This window comes from Dictyobacter formicarum, assembly GCF_016587435.1.
This window is the reverse complement of sequence record NZ_BNJJ01000001.1, coordinates 120,144-136,358: the sequence shown is the minus strand read 5'-3', so window position 1 is coordinate 136,358 and position 16,215 is coordinate 120,144. Positions and strand designations below refer to the sequence as shown.

14 protein-coding genes are annotated in these 16,215 nt (G+C 49.9%); 7 read left to right on the top strand and 7 right to left on the bottom strand.

Annotation, left to right across the window (positions count from 1 at the left end; translation table 11 throughout):
* Nucleotides 1-74: 74 nt before the first annotated feature.
* Genes JMI88_RS00600 through JMI88_RS00590 form a run of 3 tightly spaced genes read left to right on the top strand, consistent with a single transcriptional unit; the run spans nucleotide 75 to nucleotide 2,335 of the window.
* Nucleotides 75-695, top strand: a complete 621-nt coding sequence (locus JMI88_RS00600; protein ID WP_201359819.1) for a D-sedoheptulose-7-phosphate isomerase — start codon at nucleotides 75-77, stop codon at nucleotides 693-695.
* A gap of 33 nt (nucleotides 696-728) precedes the next feature.
* Nucleotides 729-1,292: a D-glycero-beta-D-manno-heptose 1,7-bisphosphate 7-phosphatase gene (gene gmhB / locus JMI88_RS00595; protein WP_201359818.1), complete on the top strand. Its 564-nt coding sequence runs from the start codon at nucleotides 729-731 to the stop codon at nucleotides 1,290-1,292.
* Complete coding sequence (locus tag JMI88_RS00590; protein WP_201359817.1) at nucleotides 1,286-2,335, top strand: GHMP family kinase ATP-binding protein; 1,050 nt, start codon at nucleotides 1,286-1,288, stop codon at nucleotides 2,333-2,335. The genes gmhB and JMI88_RS00590 overlap by 7 nt, the downstream gene beginning before the upstream one ends.
* 17 nt (nucleotides 2,336-2,352) lie before the next feature.
* Here JMI88_RS00590 and rfbB read toward each other — a convergent pair whose 3' ends face one another.
* Nucleotides 2,353-3,384 (bottom strand): dTDP-glucose 4,6-dehydratase, encoded by a 1,032-nt coding sequence (gene rfbB, locus JMI88_RS00585; RefSeq protein ID WP_201359816.1) that lies wholly within the window; start codon nucleotides 3,382-3,384, stop codon nucleotides 2,353-2,355.
* Between the two features lie 227 nt (nucleotides 3,385-3,611).
* Between rfbB and JMI88_RS00580 the strand changes: the two genes are divergently transcribed.
* The 4 genes from JMI88_RS00580 to JMI88_RS00565 all read left to right on the top strand — a co-directional run bounded on the left by JMI88_RS00580 (nucleotide 3,612) and on the right by JMI88_RS00565 (nucleotide 8,690).
* Nucleotides 3,612-4,499, top strand: coding sequence for an NAD(P)-dependent oxidoreductase (locus JMI88_RS00580; RefSeq protein ID WP_201359815.1), 888 nt, complete (start codon nucleotides 3,612-3,614; stop codon nucleotides 4,497-4,499).
* Nucleotides 4,500-4,690: 191 nt separating this feature from the next.
* Nucleotides 4,691-5,371 (top strand): endonuclease III, encoded by a 681-nt coding sequence (gene nth / locus JMI88_RS00575; protein WP_236022755.1) that lies wholly within the window; start codon nucleotides 4,691-4,693, stop codon nucleotides 5,369-5,371.
* Nucleotides 5,372-5,908: 537 nt separating this feature from the next.
* Nucleotides 5,909-7,885, top strand: coding sequence for a hypothetical protein (locus JMI88_RS00570; protein WP_201359814.1), 1,977 nt, complete (start codon nucleotides 5,909-5,911; stop codon nucleotides 7,883-7,885).
* Nucleotides 7,875-8,690: a DUF8471 domain-containing protein gene (locus JMI88_RS00565; protein ID WP_201359813.1), complete on the top strand. Its 816-nt coding sequence runs from the start codon at nucleotides 7,875-7,877 to the stop codon at nucleotides 8,688-8,690. The genes JMI88_RS00570 and JMI88_RS00565 overlap by 11 nt, the downstream gene beginning before the upstream one ends.
* 40 nt (nucleotides 8,691-8,730) lie before the next feature.
* Here JMI88_RS00565 and JMI88_RS00560 read toward each other — a convergent pair whose 3' ends face one another.
* The 6 genes from JMI88_RS00560 to JMI88_RS00535 form a co-directional block, all read right to left on the bottom strand.
* The gene (locus JMI88_RS00560) at nucleotides 8,731-9,921 is read right to left on the bottom strand and encodes a cytochrome P450 (protein WP_201359812.1); all 1,191 of its coding nucleotides are present in this window, start codon (nucleotides 9,919-9,921) and stop codon (nucleotides 8,731-8,733) included.
* A gap of 158 nt (nucleotides 9,922-10,079) precedes the next feature.
* Nucleotides 10,080-10,529 carry a PTS sugar transporter subunit IIA gene (locus JMI88_RS00555; protein WP_201359811.1) on the bottom strand — a complete coding sequence of 150 codons (450 nt, stop codon included), beginning with the start codon at nucleotides 10,527-10,529 and terminating at the stop codon, nucleotides 10,080-10,082.
* 26 nt (nucleotides 10,530-10,555) lie between these two features.
* The gene (locus JMI88_RS00550) at nucleotides 10,556-12,115 is read right to left on the bottom strand and encodes a PTS transporter subunit EIIC (RefSeq protein WP_236022754.1); all 1,560 of its coding nucleotides are present in this window, start codon (nucleotides 12,113-12,115) and stop codon (nucleotides 10,556-10,558) included.
* A 538-nt stretch (nucleotides 12,116-12,653) separates the two neighbouring features.
* Nucleotides 12,654-13,559 carry a carbohydrate ABC transporter permease gene (locus JMI88_RS00545; RefSeq protein ID WP_201359810.1) on the bottom strand — a complete coding sequence of 302 codons (906 nt, stop codon included), beginning with the start codon at nucleotides 13,557-13,559 and terminating at the stop codon, nucleotides 12,654-12,656.
* 48 nt (nucleotides 13,560-13,607) lie between these two features.
* Complete coding sequence (locus JMI88_RS00540) at nucleotides 13,608-14,534, bottom strand: carbohydrate ABC transporter permease (protein WP_201359809.1); 927 nt, start codon at nucleotides 14,532-14,534, stop codon at nucleotides 13,608-13,610.
* A gap of 160 nt (nucleotides 14,535-14,694) precedes the next feature.
* Nucleotides 14,695-16,053, bottom strand: a complete 1,359-nt coding sequence (locus JMI88_RS00535) for an ABC transporter substrate-binding protein (protein WP_201359808.1) — start codon at nucleotides 16,051-16,053, stop codon at nucleotides 14,695-14,697.
* Nucleotides 16,054-16,215 lie beyond the last annotated feature (162 nt).

The window sequence follows — 16,215 nt, the reverse complement described above, 5'->3', positions numbered from 1 at the left end:
TGCCTGGTCGCTACTAGATGTGTATGCCTGTAAAAAAGGTTTTACAGCAGTAAAGAATAGAAAGACACATAAACGTGACAATTATACATAATTACTTCACAGAAGTTTCCAGTATGCTACGTGCCATCTCGCATGAACAGCTAGAACACATACTCATCATTCTAGAGCAAGCTTATCACCACAACAAGCGCATCTTTATTATGGGAAATGGCGGGAGCGCGGCCACGGCCTCGCATTTCGCGCTTGACCTCACCAAAAACACCATTTTTCCGGGCCTTCCCAGGCTCAAAGCTATCTCTTTAACTGACCATGTACCGCTGATTACGGCCTGGAGCAACGACACTGCCTATGAACATATCTTTACCGAGCAGCTGGTTAGTCTGTTGGAGGATGGTGATGTGGTACTAGGCATCAGTGCCAGCGGCAATTCTAAGAACGTCATTAATGCCATCCGCTATGCCCGTCACGCTGGTGCCACAACAGTAGCGCTATTAGGAGCCAATGGTGGCAAGTTGAAGGAAATAGTGGACGCTTATGTCCTGGCCCCAGGTCAGAATATTGAGCAAGAAGAAGATGCGCACATGATCCTGACGCATATGATGACGCGCCATATGCGCTCTTTCATTCTGACCGGCGCTTCAAGCAGAGCGACATCCTTGCCGGTAACTTCCAGTACACACTTCTATTCTCGCTAAGCCTATCAGCAGGGCGCTGGAGAACGAAATCATATGACTGTGATTTTTCTAGATCGAGATGGTGTAATCAATGAGAATAGAATGGATTATGTCAAAAGCTGGCAGGAGTTTCAGTTTTTGCCAGGAGCCTGTGAAGCGATTGCCCGGCTCTCATCAGCGGGTCATCAAGTAGTGATCTGCACAAATCAAGCTGGTATCGCGACCGGTTGTTTGACAGGCGAGTTGATAGAATCCATTCATCGACGTATGCTCTACGTTATCGAGCAGGCCGGTGGACATGTGGCCGGCATCTACTATTGTCCCCATGGTAAACAGGCGGGATGTGATTGTCGTAAGCCGCGTCCTGGATTACTATTGCGGGCTGCTCAAGAATTGCAATTAGATTTAACCGGGGCAGTCTTTGTGGGAGACGGCCTGACCGATATTCAGGCCGCCCTGGCAGCGGGCGTCACACCTATGCTGGTGCTGACCGGACGTGGAAAAGAACAGTTGCGCCAGGCTGCCAGCATTATCAACGAGCCTTTTCTGGTAGTCAAAGATCTCCCTATGGCTGTGAGTGTCATCGGGAATGGGAAAGCGAAAGGGGATGTATGTTAATTGTCAGAGCACCGATGCGTATCAGCCTGGGGGGTGGTGGAACTGATCTTGAGGCTTATTATGCAAAATATGGTGGTGTGGTTATCAATACTGCCATCAATAAATACTTTTATGCTATCTTGACGCCTGAGGAGCAGGAAGAGCTCCAATTGATTTCAGCCGATTACCGTTCGCTCTTTCGGCATACGCTCTATACTGATCTGGTATGGGACGGAGATCTGGCCTTACCCAGGGCGGTGTTGCATCACTTTGGTATTCGTAGCGGCCTCAATCTGTTTATTGCCAGCGAGGTGCCACCGGGTACAGGATTGGGTTCATCAAGTGCAGCGGCGGTGGCGCTGGTGCGGGCATTGTCCACGTTGATCGACCAACCAATGACCAAGCAACAGATAGCTGAGACGGCATCTGCGATTGAAATCGATAAAATGGGCATGCCCATTGGTAAGCAAGATCAATATGCCTCGGCCTTTGGTGGATTGAATAAAATTACTTTTACCAGTGCGGGTGTAACTGTTGAGCCTATGCACATAGCGCCACAGACACAAAGCCTCCTGGAGCAGCATCTAATGCTTTTTTTTACGGGCAGTTCGCGTGAGTCTACCTCTATTCTGAAGCACCAGCGTAAATCTACCCAAGAGCAGGATGAAAAGGTGTTGCAGGCCTTGCATAATATCAAGCAGAGCGTGGGCGAGGTAGAGCGCTGTTTGAGGGACGGAGACCTGGATGGTTTCGCGCAGATCCTTGATTATTCCTGGCAAGAGAAGCGGCGCCTGGCTCCCAATCTGTCTTCGGCTTTTATCGATGAATGCTATTCGCTGGCGCGTCAGTATGGTGCCCAGGGTGGCAAAATTACCGGTGCCGGCGGTGGTGGCTTTCTCTTGCTCTACTGCCGCGAAGCGGCGCAAAACGCCGTAACCCGCATTTTAGAAGAGCGTGGTCTGAAGAGGATGAATTTTCACTTTGACTGTCAGGGAGCAACGGTCCTTCTCAATATCGCCGATGGTTGGAAGTTCCAGATCCCTGCTTATGCGCACGAGCAATAATCTGAGCCTGGTGCTGGCTAGCGCGGCATGCCGCGCTGCAGAGCTGCCATCAGAAATTCGTTGTGCTTCTCTTTGATGGTTTCGATCCAGGCTGGATTATCTCGATACCAATCGATGGTTTGGCGCATGCCTGCAGCGAAAGAGATACGGGCCTGCCAGCCCAACTGCTGTCTGATCTTACTGGTATCGACCGCATGACGCTGCACGTTTCCCGGACGATCCTGGACAAAGCTTAGTAACTCGCCCGGCTTTTCCAGTATCTTCAATATTGTGCGGGCATTTTGTAGCGTCGTGCGTTCTTCATGAGCACCAATATTGAAAATCTCACCAACCACATGTGCGGCAGGTTGATGCAGGATCAAAGCCAGCACCTCCACATGATCATCCACATGAATCCAATCACGCGAATGTTGCCCATCACCATAAATAGGGAGAGGCCGATCCTCAAGCGCGTTCAGGATAAAGAGTGGCAATTGTTTTTCGGGATACTGATAGGGTCCATAGTTGTTGCTACAGCGAGTAATGGTGACGGGGAGCCTGTAACTGGCCCAATATGAAAAGGCTAGCGTGTCTGCCCCTACTTTGCTGGCGGCGTACGGCGACAATGGTAGCAACGTATCGGTCTCCAGCGATGGTCGGCTGACGCCTTCTGGTGAGCAGGCATTACCATAGACCTCGTCGGTTGAGATATGCAGGAAACGCTGTATGTGTTGCTGGCGTGCAGCCTCCAGGAGCACGTAAGTGCCCTGAACATTTGTGCGCATAAAGTCCTGGGCCTGCAAAAGCGAACGATCGACATGGGTTTCAGCGGCAAAGTGCACTATAGCGTCACAGTCCTCCAATACCTGCACCACAGTTCTTTCATCACAGATATCGCCCTGTACAAATGATAGACGGGGAGTTGTAGAAAGTGGTGGAAGATTGGTTATGTTGCCTGCATACGTTAATTTATCTAATACGACAATTTCATCTGTCGGGTAAGTCGCCAACATATGTCTGACAAAGTTACTACCAATAAATCCGGCGCCTCCAGTGACGAGTATACGCATAAGTGCTCCTAACATAATTTGCTCAAAAGATGAAATTCTTTGAGCCTCATATTTATCTTATGATTACTCCGTATATCTCTTCAAGAGTCGATCAGGTAATTAGAAAAGTTTATATCGATGGTTTTGACAGCATGTTATTTATTTTTGCCAGCACTGTAACTTTCGTATCTCTATGGTCGCTGGTACAACGTGATAAAGATAAAGAGTAGGAAGGAGAGTACAAAAATATGAGCGAGACAATTGGTTTTATTGGTCTGGGCAATATGGGCCATCCCATGGCCATTAACCTGCTGAAGGCTGGCTATAACTTACGTGTGTATAATCGTGATATAAGTAAGACGCAGGATCTGGTAGTGGCTGGCGCCAAACGCGGTGTGCGTCCACGCGATGCGGTGGAGCATGGTGGTATTGTGATTACGGTGGTTGCGAACGACGAGGCATTAGAGGCGGTGACATCCGGAAATGACGGTCTGCTGGCTCACTTGGGTCCTGGTGGTGTGCATCTCTCTATGAGTACTGTATCGCCAGCTACGGCCCGCAAGATGCAGCAGTTGCATGAGCAGCAAGATTGTTTTTATGTGGCGGCTCCCGTCTTTGGTCGCCCTGAAGCCGCGGCTGCCCGCCAACTCTGGATCGCGGTAGCAGGCAAGGCTGAGGCCAAACAAAGGGTGCATCGTATTCTGAATGTACTGGGACAGGGCGTGTTTGATTTCGGGGAAGAGGCGGCCAATGCCAATGTGGTCAAGATCAGCGCCAATTTCATGCTGGCCTCGGCGATGGAAACGATGGGCGAAGCATTTACCCTGGGTGAAAAGAATGGCATTGATCGCACTAAGATGTATGAGATGTTTACCCAGACACTTTTTGCATGCCCGGCTTACCAGACCTATGGTAAGAGGATCGCAGAAAAGAACTTTGAGCCAGTTGGATTTAACATGCAGCTAGGGCTAAAAGATATCAACCTGGTACTTGATTCAGCTAAAGCCGCACAGTCTCCCATGCCGTTTGCCAGCCAGCTATCGAATCGGCTACTCGCTGGTATCGCGCGTGGCCGTGGTGAGCGCGACTGGTCAGAGTTGACCCGTGGGATCTCTGACGATGCTGGCATCGAATAGATAGTCAGAAGAATGGCACATCGGCTGATTGATGGATGTGCCATCCTATCGCTCGCTTTTGCGATTTTCTATCCTTCTCTTTTTTGTGTCCCGTGTATGCCGGCCGTTGGTCCTACTACTTTGCCATAATTTCCTGGAAAGAAGAGAATAAGTTAGAATAAGCTTTGCTAAATGACTTAGAGTAAGGGGCTATGATGGAAGATACATCTCAGGAGATCGCTGCTTCGGCGCTGCCCGAAGGAGCCCTGCCTGTCCAGACCGCGATAGATGAGCTGCAGTCACTTTATCCACAGGCTCGATATGATCTGAATTTTTCGACTCCCCTGGATTTGTTAGTGGCTACATTGCTGGCGGCTCAATGTACAGATGAGCGCGTCAATGCTGTTACTAAAGATCTGTTCCAGAAGTATCGGAGCGCCGAAGACTATGTCGCTGCCAGCCAGGAAGAACTAGAACAGGATGTCCGGAAGACTGGCTTTTATCGCCAGAAAGCCAGACAGATCCGTGCTGCCTGCCAGTATCTCGTGACGAATTATAATGGTGAAGTACCGCGAACGATCGCCGAGCTGGTCAAAATTCCTGGTGTTGGACGGAAAACAGCCAATATTGTTCTGAGCAACGCTTTTGGCATCACAGAAGGTTTCATTGTCGATACGCACGTGGGGCGCCTGGTCAAGCGCTTCGGCTGGACGCAGCAAGATGATCCCGTTAAAGCTGAGCTTGAGCTGATGCGTCTTATTCCCCGGCAAGAATGGCTCAGCCTGGCTCATCGCATTATTTATCATGGGCGAGCCGTATGTGTAGCGCGCTCACCGCATTGTGTCCAATGTACGCTGGCAGCGGTGTGCCCCTCTTCTACTTATCGCCAATAAGAGAGGATGTGTTTCTTAGTGCACTGGGAGGTGCGTCGCCCTCTGCGAACAGGTGCATGCGTGCCCACACCCTTTTTATGCAGTGGTATAAAAAGTGCATAATGCGCATTTTTGTACCACTGCATAAAAGCTCTTCCCTTTTTTAAGGCCGGCTCTGGCTAGCTGTATCTAGTTACCTGAAGAGCTCAAATGTTTCGATCTGGCAGCTAATCAGAGCCCAGATTTTCATATTTGCTTCTGTCTTGAAGGCGTTTTTTTCTCCGATTTCATAAGATTTGCATCATATTATATCTTTGTGTACCATTATATTGTTTGCGCTAAAAAAGCGTACGCAAAAAGCATAATTTACAGGTCGATTTGCTTGTTTTATAGTGCTGATAAAGAGGTTTTTATGTTGGTGCAAAACATAAAAAGGGAGTGGGGACGCCTGCGTTCCCCTGGCCCAGGGGCGCTCTGATTCCAGTATGTTGGGAATCAGACACTCTCTAGTTATATTGAATCATTTTTGATCTAGATAGGACATGTGTTGGAGGGGCAATGAAGGGGTTGATTACCTATCTGGCACTGGTTTATGCTCGCTGCCTGACTATTTGTCCGCAAGCGTTTCAGCGACTGATGTACAATCTTGATCGGCGGACCTGTGATCCCGACGCGGAAAAATATTTCAGGCGTCACCTGGATACTGTGGTTGCCTGGCCGACTCTCCTGCGCAATGAGTGCGCTTTCTTTTTGTTATATGCTAGCCTGTTGGGGATAAGCGCGTATGGTTTTGTGCTCTCCGCGCATGGAGGGCCGGGCCTGGAGAGATACTTTATTCCTGCCGTGAGCATCATGTTTGGCTGTTCAGCCTGGCGCCTGATCTGGCCCGCTACCAGTCGTTATGAGCGTCTCTTTCTGCTTTGCCTGCTCGGCAGCAGCTGTTATGCCTTAAAAGTTATGGCCAGCCCTCTGCATTTTTCCGCAGTTGTTGAGTTGTTACATTGGAATACTGTGAATACGTTGCTCAAGACCGATCATCTTCTGTTTACGCGCAACAGCCTCTTGCTGGTCAGTTCCTATTATCCCGGACTCGAAATCGTTACTGATGCGTTCTGCTCGATCAGCGGTTTAAGTCCTTTTACCTCTGGTCTGATCGTAACTGGTTGTGCCAGACTGCTGCTGATCCTGTCGTTTTTTTTGCTCAATGAACAACTGTTTAAGTCCAGCCGCATCGCCAGTCTGGCAACGCTATTCTATATGGCCAATCCCCATTTCTTTTTCTTTGATGCACAGTATCGCTATGAGTCGCTGGCATTGCCGCTGCTTATCCTGGTCCTCTGGCTGCTGGAGCCCTGCCAGATTCTGAGTGCGGGCATAGGGTCGATCAAAATCAACCGCTATAATGTAGCGCTATTGGATACCTATCGTAAGAATCTGCGCCAGCGCTTAGTGGGTATAGCTCTGTTGACCACGCTCGTGCTTGCCGGCCTGACTGTTACCCATTATGGCAGTGATTTTTACCTGCTGGTGTTTCTGTTGGTATGGACGCTGGTGTATAGCCGGCAACAGCCGGCGGCCCTCTGGCGCTCGCTAGTGCTACATATGTTGCTGTTAGCCGTGCTGCTGGCACTGATCAACACATTGCGTCCGATTAATCCGCTACCAGACCACCTATCTACGTTGAGCAATAGGATTGGGCACAATCTTATCTCTGTAGTGCAAGGACCAGGGAAGCTGCGCTCTCTGTTTGCCAGTTATACAGGTCTGGGGACACCAGTCTGGCTGCGTTTATGCGCAATTGCCTCGGTATCTTTGATACTGATCTGTTTCCCATTCGGCCTGCTCTGTTTGCTCAGACTACATCGTCTGCAGTCCCTGGCGCGCACGTTTGCCCTGCTTGCTCTGTGCTATCCATTAAGCCTGATTTTACGCCTGGGTGGTTTCGGTGCGGCCCTGGCCGATCAGGCTGCTGCCTTTCTGTTTATTCCGCTGGCTCCCTTGCTGGCACTGGCATGTGTACAGCTATTCCCGGTGCGTACGATGTGCAAGCTCCAGGTGACTATTGTGGCTGGCTTAATAACGATCATCCTGGTGGGTAGCGTGGTGATCGGAGCGGGACCTGGCATGAAGTTATGGCCGGATGCTTATTTTTCAAGTGCCGCCGGGCGCTCGATTGAGTTTGAAAGGATGCAGGCCGCCTTGTGGACGCGAACATATTTGCCATCGGGCAACCAACTTGCCGCGACCGATCGCGTCAACCAGGTGCTGCAGGCCACATATGGAGAGCAGCATAGCGTAACTATGATTGCTGCTCATTCGCATATCGCGCCGCACGCGCTTTCAGGCAGGACGCGCTCATCAGATGAATTAAGGATCATGCGCCAGGGCCGCCTGCGTTATCTGGTGGTCGATCTGCGCCTGGAGCGAGCACGATCATCAAAGGAATTGTTTCAAGCTAGCACATATGTCAACACAATTTTTGACAGTGGAGATATGATCATCTATGACATAGGAGCAGTGAGCCATGCGTCTTAAAAATCTGGATGTATTATTGCTCCTATTGGTGGTGGTAGCCAATGTTTTTCATGTCTGGTTGGGTCGGCCTGTAGCCGTTATTGGTGGTGTGCTCGCGCTGCCTCTAGTCTTTGTGTGTCCTGGCTACGTGCTGGCTGAACTGGTATTCAAGAAAAGACTACTGGATATCTTTCAGCGTTTGCTGCTGAGCATAGGAGGCAGCCTGGCGTTGGATATACTGGGAGGCATGCTGCTCAATATATTACCTGGCGGCCTCAACTCGCAGTCCTGGATGCTATTGCTGTGCCTGATTACTGTGCTTGGTTCAGGAGCGCTCGTGTATGCGCGCCATGATCAAGCCAGCGCCGATTATCCTCGATTGCACATGAGCGCACTCTGCGCGCACCTCTTCTGTGGCGTTCTGGTGCTGGTGATGATGGTGATGATTATGCGCTACGACATCCATGGGATGGCCACGCCGGCCCGGCCCGCGTTTACTCAATTCTGGCTATTACCGGCGCGGCAGGCGAATAGAAATTGCGCCGTGACCCTGGGAATACAGAACTTTGAGCGCACACCGGCCAGCTATCGGATCGTTGTCAACGCCAATAATAACCTGGTTGCCGGCTGGTCATTGATACGCCTGGCTCCGCAGCAAACGTGGCAGCATATCATTCCATTGCCGCAGATGAAAGAAAACACTATCCTGTTGGAGGCGTTTTTATATCAAACGAACCAGCCGGAGCGCGTTTATCGCCATGTGGCTATCCACGTACATGTCACGGGAGATGGCCCGGTATCTCATCCACAGCAATGTGCCTTTTAAGACTAAGCGGCAAGAACCAGATCGGTATGCCAGCACCTTTTTATTTGCGCTCCTGGAGGGTCATGGGCAAGCTTTTTACGCCATAGACAAAAGAGCTGGCCACGTGCTGAAGTGGTACCTCTGAGATGCGCTTAAGGGAAGCAAAGCGTGTCAGGAGTATTTCCAGCGCAACCTTCGTCTCCAGGCGCGCCAGCGACGAACCAATACAAAAATGAATGCCATGGCCAAATCCAAGATGCCGATTGGGGGTGCGATGAATATCGAAGACCTCGGGCTTTGTAAATAGTGTCTCATCCCGATTGGCCGCACCCAGCACGGGCGACACGATCTCTCCGGCCTTGATGTGGTGCTCGCCGATCCAGGTATCCACAGTTATTGCCCGCCGCAAACGCTGAATCGGTGTGCGATAGCGAATTACCTCCTCGATCGCGCCCGGCAACAACTCAGGCTGAGCCTGCAACTCCTCGAAGACCGAGGGATGCTCATCAAATGTCAGCAAGGCGTTACCAATCAAATTGGTGGAGGTCTCGTGACCGGCGACGAGCAGCAAACGGCAGAAGCTTAAAATTTCGGCATCAGTCAAATACGTACCTTCGATGTGAGCGGTCAACAACGCGCTGATCAAATCATCCTGCGCATGCTGGCGACGCCGATCCACAACCATCTGAAAATAGTTATTCATCTCGATGACAGCCTGTTTTTTCTGCAGGCGCGCGGGACTCACAATAATATCTGACCAATGCTTAAACTGCTGCTGATCCTGGATCGGGATACCTAATAGCTCAGCAATAACAATGATCGGCAAGGGATTAGCCAGGTCTTTGACAACGTCCATCTGACCCAGGGACGCTACCTGGTCCAGGTGAGAATGTACAATTTCTGCGACGCGCGGGGCCAGATTGGCGATGGTGCGCGGCGTAAATGCTTGATTGATTAACGAACGCAACTGGCGATGACGCGGTGGATCGGTCCATAGAAGTGTTCTGGTCGTCTGTTGTACCCTACCAGCTGGCCGACTACGAATGGATTGCTCTGAAGAGAAGAGCAATGGATCATTGATAACGCGCTGAACATCGCTATAGCGTGTGATGAACCAGCTATGAAATTCGCGCGAATAGTAGACTGGATATTGTTCCCGCATCATCCTGTACCAGGGAAAAGGATTAAGTGGATCTTTCAGTATATGCGCTGTTAACGATGGCTCGGATGACTGCGATGCGGTTGGTGGCATGCTAGCTGGCTTCCCTCTAGTCAAGAATATGTTTTTCTGCTTACTATACAAGTCTTTAAGGTTATAGGTCAACTTAATCAATGCAGCAAGCAAAGAAAAGCCAGCCCAATCGCTGCATTGACTGGATTGGGCTGGCAACAAAGGTATAAGTTTATACTTTACACTTCCAGGACAAAGAGTACGTCGCTCCCTGCTTTCACAGGCCCGCTGGCACGGCTCACAATGGTGCCTTCGCCGCTGGAAACCACAGGACTCAGCACAACTTTGCCTTTACCCTCAATGGTGGGGCGATCAAAGCGCACAATGGGAGCGCCGGCCTCCACCTGTTGTCCCTCGGTAGCGATATTTTCAAAGCCGGTGCCATTCAGCTCGATAGTATCAAGGCCGATGTGCACAATCAGCTCGACATCGCCAGCAGCAATGCCAAAGGCATGGCCGCCAGGAAACAACTTGACCAGTTCTCCACTGATCGGAGCAACAGCTATCGCTCCCGATGGATCAATAGCCACGCCGTCGCCTGCCATTTTCTGCGCGAACACCTCGTCAGGGACTTTCTCAAGTTCGACCACGTTCCCATCGATGGGCGCGAGCACGTTAATCTTTGTCATAGTCAATCTATACTTCCTAACTAGCACTATACGCCGATGTTGTCCTCTTTGCGCAAGCGATTGATGCGGCTGGCAATGCGATCAGACTGCGTGCCCATCACTACCTGCACGATTTTACCTTTTTTGATCACACCAGAAGCTCCCAGACTTTTCAGGCGTGGCTCATCGATCTTATCTGATTGGTTCACGAAGATGCGCAGACGTGTGATACAACCTTCCAGGCTCTCGATGTTTTCTTTACCGCCCAGCGCGCTCAAAACTTCACGAGCCAGCGTCGTCTCTTTATCCTCAGGTTCCTCGGTCGCTACAGAAGTTGCATCCTTCCTGGCCACAGGTTTACGTTGTGACTCGGGCAAGATCCAGTCGGGAGCCAGGCCAGTCGACTCCTCACCACGTCCCGGTGTACCCAGATTGAAGCGAACGATAAAGAAGCTAAAGACAAAGTAGTAGATGACACCGTAAACCACCCCGACCAGCAATAGTAGCCATGGGTTAGTGGTGTTCGACTTATTGAAGTTTATCAAGAAGTCGATCAAGCCAGCTGAGAAACCAAAGCCAATCTTAATTTGCAGCAGGTAGCAGACGGCCAGCGCGGTACCGGTCAGGATAGCATGCACAACGAAGAGTAGGGGAGCAACAAACAAAAAGGCAAACTCGATAGGCTCGGTAATGCCGGTCACAAGCGACGCAACCGCAGCTGAGACAAGGATACCAGCGGCTACTTTGGGGTATTTGGCGTGGCGGATCATGGCTATACACGCGGCAGGTAGACCAAACATCATCATCGGGAAGAAGCCTGCCATATAGTATCCTGCCGAGGTATCACCGGCGAAGTAACGGTTGAGGTCACCATGTACAATGGTGCCATCTGGACCCTTAAAGCTGCCGAGTTGGAACCAGAAGTAAGAGTTCAATACGTGATGCAGACCAGTAGGGATCAGCAAGCGGTTCAAGAAGCCGTAGATGCCGGCACCAACCGCACCCAGCGAAACGATACCAGTACCAAATGCATTAATACCGCTATTGATGGGAGGCCAGATAATGCCGAAAATCAAGCCAAGGAGAAGGGCCACGAACGCAGTCACAATGGGGACGAAGCGGCGGCCACCGAAAAAGCCCAGGTAATCGGGCAAGCGAAGATCATGGAATTTTTTGTATAAGCTCGCAGAAACTATACCGATCAAAATACCAGAAAGCACCCCCATTGAGATATTGGGATCTGGTGATAAGGTGCCATCGGCAGCTTTAACTTGAGGAATAATATTATTGAACACCGCCGTAAACACCAGAAAGCCAACCACCGCCGCCAGCGCCGCTGATCCTTCTCCACCAGAAAGGCCAATCGCGATACCAATAGCAAAAATAAGAGGCAGGTTAGAGAAAATGGCATCCCCAGCTTTCGCTATCCAATCCAGGTGAATAACGCCCCAGTGGATACTGCCTAGCAGATCAGCCTGCCCCAGGCGTAGCAGCAGCGCCGCTGCTGGTAGGACCGCAATTGGAAGCATGAGTGAACGACCGACGCTCTGAAGTGCTCCAAGGATGCGATCACCGGTGCTAGTCGATGATCTGGTAACTGAACTCATCGCAAGTTCTCCTCTACTAAAGGACTACTAAAAGCCGCCCTCTGAAAATGTGCGCAGTTATTTCGGTAAGCGTCAATGCAATCTACTCTAACTGTACGCTGCGAGAACAAGTGTATCGGAAGTCAAAGAGGAGAGATTTTTGGAGGAAACACCTTTCGCTCTTTGTTTTTCCGAAACAAGCAACATGAATGCAACTACGAAATTTCGTCAGAACCTATGGTTGACATAACATGACAGCATCATGCATAGTATGAGATGGAGTATAACGAGAAAACAACAAATTGAAAGGTTTCACTAACGTACGAGCCTACCATAGGCAAGTCACGTATAGCTCATGCAGATACTATAAAGTCTTCCCTTATAAATGTCAAGATGTCTAGACCACTAATTCAGAGGCTTTGTCGAGCGGGAAGGCGAAAGCGGGGGCAAGCCCCGCACCTATTGGGGGACCGGGCGAGCATGTCGGGGACATGACGAGGGTGCAGGGGCGGCAAAAAAAATTGTTGTCAGGCGCTCGCAAGCGCCTGACAACAAACCTTTAACCTTTGACGGCACCAGCTGTGAGGCCAGAGACGATGCGGCGTTGCAGGAAGAGAACAATAATAACCAGAGGGATGGTTACAATAATGGCTGCGGCAGCCAACTGTCCATATGCCACTACGTGCTCCGAATTGAAGCGTGTAATACCCACTGTAACCGGCTGTGCACTCTCATCGCTGGTCAGGTTTAGACCAAACAGAAAGTCATTCCAGACCGCAATAAACGAGAGAATCGCCGATGAAAAAATGCCCGGCGCGGTAAGAGGCATAATAACGTACCAGAGAGCCTTTAAGCGTGAAGCTCCATCGATACGCGCCGCCTCTTCCAGGTCTGGTGGCAGATCACGGAAAAACGATGTCAGGAACCAGACTACCAGAGGAATATTCAGCACCAGGTCCGCGATAATCAAAGCCCAGTAGGTGTTATACAGGTAGAGTGGACCCGTAAACAAGACAAACAGTGGTCCAATCAATGCGATGAATGGAAACATCTGCACAGACAGCACTGTTGCCAGCACGAATGGCTTGCCACGAAACTTCATACGGCCCAGTGCATACGCGCAGAGAATACCAAACACTAGCGCCAGCAATGTCGTAATTGTAGCGATAATAGTGCTATTCCGCAGCGTTGGCAAGAAAAAGGTCGAATTGGTCAACACCTGGACATAGTTATTGAAATCAAACTGATGCGGAAAAATGGTTGGCGGGGACTGGTTAATCTCGATACCATTTTTCACTGACGTCGCAAAGGTCCAATAAAGTGGGGCCAGCGAGATAAAAACAATAATTACCACCGCAACATAGCGCACCACTTTGCCCACTGTCTCCATACGTTTCTTGGCAGCTATGCGGGCATGCGCCTGTTGTACATGTTCTTTTGAGCCTACCTGTTCGGCTACTGCCATAATCTTTCTCCTTCTCGTATATTTCTTGCTGCTCTCAAGCAGAGTTTCCTAATCCACTTGTTTTAAGGTACCGCCCATCAGCGAAACATAAATGATGCTGATCACAATACCGCAGAGAAAGACAATGAACGCGGCCGCAACGCCAGGCGTGAAATCGCTGGCTGTTCCGCCAAACATAAAGTAGTTGGCATAGGTCGACATTGATTGCACCGAGCGCTTGCCAAACACATAGAACAGATCGAAGACACGGAAAGCATCCAGGGTACGGAACATCAACGCGATGATCAAGGGACCGCGCAGCAGTGGCAATGTGATACGCCAGAAGGATTGCCAGCGCGTACTACCATCCACACTCGAGGCCTCATAGAGTTCCGTTGGAATTACCTGCAAGCCAGCCAGAATGAGCAGCGCCATAAATGGCGTAGTTTTCCATATGTCGGTAATCAGAGCCGCGATAATGACCCCTGCAGGACTGCCAATCAAAGTATCACCTGGTTTAAGTAGGTGCATTCCTTGCAGGATAAAGGTAATGATACCTGTCTGGTCATTGTACATCAGGAACCACATCTGAGCGGAAACGACGGTTGGAAAAGCCCAGGGGACCAGAATAGCGGCACGCACCAGGCCACGACCTGGAAAGGTTTTATTGATTAGCAGAGCAATACCCAATCCAAAAACAGTTTCGAGTGCCACACTGATGACGGTAAAGACAACCGTATTAAGAATCGAAGTCCGGAACTCTGGATCAGACAAAACTCTCGTATAGTTTCCCAGTCCAACCACATTGGGTGAGGGAATAAAAGGATTATCCAGAATGCTGATGCGCAATGAATCTAGCATCGGATAAACAGCAATTACGAGGATAAGCAGAATAGTTGGAAATACCAGTATATATGGCATAATTCCACTGCCGTCTTTGTTACGTCCTCGTTTTGCTGGTTTCTTGGTGCTTACTTCAGCTGTTTGTGTTGTCATGTTCTCTTTCGCTTTACTTCAAAAAAGATAATAGAGGCCGTAAAACATCATTAGTTGCATATGCCCGATATCTTTGATTCAGTGATTAGAGGCCAGTTCAGTTTATGAACCGACAATGAAGCCTGAGCAGGCTCAAGCTTCATTGCCAGTGTCAAAAAAGCTACTTGGATGACACCACAGTCTTCAGGTCAGACTCAAGCTGCTTCAAGGCATCGGCAGGAGAAACATTCTTCTTCAGTGCCTTGTAAACATTGCGCTGAATTGCGTCCGAAACATCCACGTATTTTGGTGAGACAGGGCGAGGCAACGCATTTTGCAGGATGGGTTTTAACTTGCCAAACAAAGGCTGCTTGGCCAGCACATCCTTGTCATCATAGATGCTCTGCAGGGTGACAGTGTAGCTTGCACCAATAGCACCCTTCTTCTGAGACTCGGGGCTCAGTGCATAATGGATGAATTGCCATGATTCATCTTGATGTTGTGAATAAGCGTTGATAGCCATGTTCCAACCACCGATGGCGGAGTGACCAACGGATTCGCTACCACCATGTGGCAGAGAAGAGATATCAAACTTACCCGGAATCTTCGACTCCTGAGGATTATTACTCTTAACATAGGCATATGGCCAGTTACGCATGAAGGCGGCATTTCCCTGCTCCCAGGCGGCCAGTGACAGATCCTCTGTATACGTGGTGGTAGCGGCAGGTGAAATGGTGCCAATCCAGCTAACCATTAAGGTCAGAGCCTGCAGGGCCTGTGGGCTATTGATGGTTACTTTGGTAGCATCATTGGCGTCCAGCACGGAGCCGCCGAAACCATAGAGTACCTCAACGAAGTCACAAACCAATCCTTCGTACTGTGAACCCTGCCAGACGTAGCCATCTTTCACTTTTGAAGGCGCGACGCTTTTGGCTGTATTGGTCAGATCATCCCAGGTTGCAGGTGGGGTTGGTACCAGGTCTTTACGATAATAGAGCAGACCCAGGTCTGTACGGAAAGGAGCGGCCCACAATTTGCCATTATAGGTACAGCCTTTGATCGGGCCCTGTAGATATTTCGCCCGCTCGCTGGATGGCCATTTGCTTTCATCGATCGGCACAGTCCATTGCTGTTGGGCAAACTGGGCAGGATAAACGATATCGAGGGAGATAACATCGTTGGTACTGCTGCGTGCACGGAACATATTATTGTATTTGGTCAGCATGTCCTGGGTATTGGTGGGGCCATTCAGCCAGGTAACGTGAATACCTTTCTGTTTACCGGTGGTGCTGTTAAATGTATTGACGATATCTTGATAGGTATTCGTGGTATCGTTATCGCTTTGCCAGACGACGTTGGTTGCCGCCCCATTGCCACCCTGGCTATTTGAGCTACCTCCACAGGCCTCCAATAGCGACATTGCGGCTGAGCTACTCAGGCCAATCACAGCCGCTCGCTGCATAAAGCTACGGCGTGTCAGACGGCCAGATCGCATTTTAATGATCATTTCGTCAAGAGCTTCGCGTTGCTCGTGGATCATAATAAGAAATCCTCCCTTGGATAGAATAAAACCTGATTAAAAATGGGCTCTATTTTTTTACCTCTAACAAAAGAAAACACAGAAAATCTGCTTGAGGTTACAACTTTCCGGCCTTTTTTGCACAGAATATTTAACCTCAACAAATTTTGCTCTATTCTTTGT

Coding starts and splice junctions, on each gene's coding strand:
- gmhB (WP_201359818.1), top strand. CDS start 729: ATGACTGTGATTTTTCTAGATCGAGATGGTGTAATCAATGAGAATAGA.
- JMI88_RS00590 (WP_201359817.1), top strand. CDS start 1,286: ATGTTAATTGTCAGAGCACCGATGCGTATCAGCCTGGGGGGTGGTGGA.
- rfbB (WP_201359816.1), bottom strand. CDS start 3,384: ATGCGTATACTCGTCACTGGAGGCGCCGGATTTATTGGTAGTAACTTT.
- JMI88_RS00580 (WP_201359815.1), top strand. CDS start 3,612: ATGAGCGAGACAATTGGTTTTATTGGTCTGGGCAATATGGGCCATCCC.
- nth (WP_236022755.1), top strand. CDS start 4,691: ATGATGGAAGATACATCTCAGGAGATCGCTGCTTCGGCGCTGCCCGAA.
- JMI88_RS00570 (WP_201359814.1), top strand. CDS start 5,909: ATGAAGGGGTTGATTACCTATCTGGCACTGGTTTATGCTCGCTGCCTG.
- JMI88_RS00565 (WP_201359813.1), top strand. CDS start 7,875: ATGCGTCTTAAAAATCTGGATGTATTATTGCTCCTATTGGTGGTGGTA.
- JMI88_RS00560 (WP_201359812.1), bottom strand. CDS start 9,921: ATGCCACCAACCGCATCGCAGTCATCCGAGCCATCGTTAACAGCGCAT.
- JMI88_RS00555 (WP_201359811.1), bottom strand. CDS start 10,529: ATGACAAAGATTAACGTGCTCGCGCCCATCGATGGGAACGTGGTCGAA.
- JMI88_RS00550 (WP_236022754.1), bottom strand. CDS start 12,115: ATGAGTTCAGTTACCAGATCATCGACTAGCACCGGTGATCGCATCCTT.
- JMI88_RS00545 (WP_201359810.1), bottom strand. CDS start 13,559: ATGGCAGTAGCCGAACAGGTAGGCTCAAAAGAACATGTACAACAGGCG.
- JMI88_RS00540 (WP_201359809.1), bottom strand. CDS start 14,534: ATGACAACACAAACAGCTGAAGTAAGCACCAAGAAACCAGCAAAACGA.
- JMI88_RS00535 (WP_201359808.1), bottom strand. CDS start 16,053: ATGATCCACGAGCAACGCGAAGCTCTTGACGAAATGATCATTAAAATG.